The sequence below is a fragment of the Infirmifilum sp. genome (assembly GCF_049970975.1).
In the GTDB taxonomy this organism is placed as follows: Archaea; Thermoproteota; Thermoprotei; order Thermofilales; family Thermofilaceae; genus Thermofilum; species Thermofilum uzonense.
On record NZ_JBMFLX010000180.1, the window covers coordinates 1 to 2,032 of the forward strand.

Below are 2,032 nucleotides of genomic sequence, written 5' to 3' on the forward strand. Positions count from 1 at the left end.
GGTTGATGAGGGTGTTCATGATACTGGTACGACTAGCAGGTTTAATATCTATAGTGAGGATAGAGCTGGTATACTCCTTCCAACGGTTCAATTTAAGTTAAGTAATGGAAGTGTGTTGGTTGTCCATAAAAGGAATCCGTTCGAATTTGATATAGATGCTGAGTTAAGCACCAGTATGGTAGCACCACAGTACCTAAGGGTGTTTAGAGTAAGGCTATATAATAGCTCACAAGACGTATTTAATTTAGCTTCGAAACTGGGTATCAACACTGTTAAGCTCTACTACAATGAGACAACTAAGCAGTACATATTCCATAATGCTACACATGTGTTTGAGTACTCTGCGGAGAATGGTTTTCTAAGATTTGAGTTAAGAGAAACTCCTTCTAGTGATGTTAGTTTATTTCCATCTGATGACATTCTCATTAAGAAAGCTATAGATTTTCTCAAGGAGCGAGGATTACTGTACTTCTCAGAGTATGAGGTTAGAGTTGGGAGTTACCTAGTTGCCAACGGGGATATCTTAGTAAAAGCTGTAGTAGTCAACGCTAAACTAGATGGTATTACTGTTGATAACCTTGGACTTGTCGTTCTGATGAACTCAAAAGGTGACATTGTTGGAGTGGAGGGTACAATCTTAGCTGATGTGTATGCCGTAGGAGAATACAGGGTTAAACCAGTAAACGAGCTGATGATGGAGTTGGAGAGGAAGATAGCTAGAGGGGAGCCTATGACCGATTGGTATATAAGCTGGTTAGCATTCACAAAACTACGTATAACAGATTTAACACTACGATATTATATGACCTATGATGGTTACTTAGTACCGGTCTACATTATGAAGGGCTACTATGAACTAGACTATGACACTATAAGGGATAGCGGGGAGATACAGGGATTGATTGTGGCTATCAAAGGTTAAAATCACGTAAATTGATATTTGTAACGCACCCCCTATTTTAACCCTTGTTCCTTATGACAAGTAGACCCACTATTCTCAGCGATCTAGACTTGTCTAGAAATAAGATGAAAGTGTAGGGACAAACGGTTGCGGCCTACTACGAGCATAAGCCCATCGAAAAGCGTCGACCCCCACTCTTCTTCGGCAAATACCACTATACCCTACCGTCTCCCCACATCGGGCTTAAGTAGAGCGAGGATTGCCTAGAAAACGCTCCGCTACGCCCACTACTAGTGTTGGAATCTCTACTCAAACAGCTTGCCGAATAGTGCTGGACAGGCATTGCACTTGGCCGGGTTCACGCCTCTCGTGGCTACGTAGTGTATTCCACACGCGTACTTCTTGTACAAAACGTAAAAAGTGAGGTTTAAGAGCTCAGTGTAGGCGTCTAGGCCGCACTTTCGCCCCGAGGCTACCTCCCCGGCGAGCTTGTCCAGTCTCTCGTCGACGTCCTTAATTCTCGTGAAGTCGTGTAAGCCCCACCCGCCCTTAATGTACCTCGTTAAGAGGGCTGGCGAAATGCCTAAGCACGTGCCCACCTTGCCCCGGTCGACTCCTCTGGCCAGGAGCTTGATTGCGAGGCTCCTCTTTAGCGAGGGCTCTACGTGCCTGGCGGCGAACTCTAGTATGCTCTTCATCCTATAGCACCAGGATCTTCTTCTTGACCTCCTCGGGGTTGTTCACGAAGTCCGTCAAGTCTTCAACTATCTCTAGTGCCCCGAGTAGCTTTCCCTCCCTGTTCTTGACGGGCGCGATTATGACCCTTATCATCCTGTCTCCCAGCCTCGTCCAGAACTCTCTGTACTTGAACTGCCCCTTCTTCAAGGCCTCGACGTTCGTCATGACGTACTTCTCGAGCCTCGGTGGGTGGCAGAACGGTATCCTCCTTCCCAGTATGGTCTTCGCCCTCACAAAGCCGCCGGCTATCTCGCTCTCCGAGAAGAACCTGGCCCTGTCGCTTACGTCGCCGTACGTTACTTCGAGTGGTAGCGCCCTGAAAACGCCTTCGGATCTCCTCCGGTGTCAAGAAGCCTGTTTCGAGCTCGAGGCCCCCTCCCTCTTAACGATGTA

At 47.1% G+C, this 2,032-nt stretch carries 3 protein-coding genes and 1 pseudogene; 2 read left to right on the plus strand and 2 right to left on the minus strand.

Annotation, left to right across the window (positions count from 1 at the left end; genetic code table 11):
* Positions 1-922: hypothetical protein (locus ACP5KC_RS10290; protein WP_428287525.1), on the plus strand; the 922-nt coding region annotated here is incomplete at its 5' end.
* 284 nt (positions 923-1,206) lie between these two features.
* Here ACP5KC_RS10290 and ACP5KC_RS10295 read toward each other — a convergent pair.
* Both ACP5KC_RS10295 and ACP5KC_RS10300 read right to left on the minus strand, forming a co-directional pair.
* Positions 1,207-1,599: a transcriptional regulator gene (locus ACP5KC_RS10295; protein WP_428287526.1), complete on the minus strand. Its 393-nt coding sequence runs from the start codon at positions 1,597-1,599 to the stop codon at positions 1,207-1,209.
* Between the two features lies 1 nt (position 1,600).
* Positions 1,601-1,900 (minus strand): annotated as a pseudogene (locus tag ACP5KC_RS10300) (PAS domain-containing protein); the annotation flags it as partial.
* Here ACP5KC_RS10300 and ACP5KC_RS10305 point away from each other — a divergent pair.
* A partial coding sequence (locus ACP5KC_RS10305) for a hypothetical protein (RefSeq protein WP_428287527.1) occupies positions 1,803-2,032 on the plus strand: 230 nt, incomplete at its 3' end. The pseudogene ACP5KC_RS10300 and the gene ACP5KC_RS10305 sit on opposite strands and share 98 nt — an antisense overlap.

What these genes read in the sequence shown, in the direction of transcription:
- ACP5KC_RS10295 (WP_428287526.1), bottom strand. Translation starts at nt 1,599, where the DNA reads ATGAAGAGCATACTAGAGTTCGCCGCCAGGCACGTAGAGCCCTCGCTA.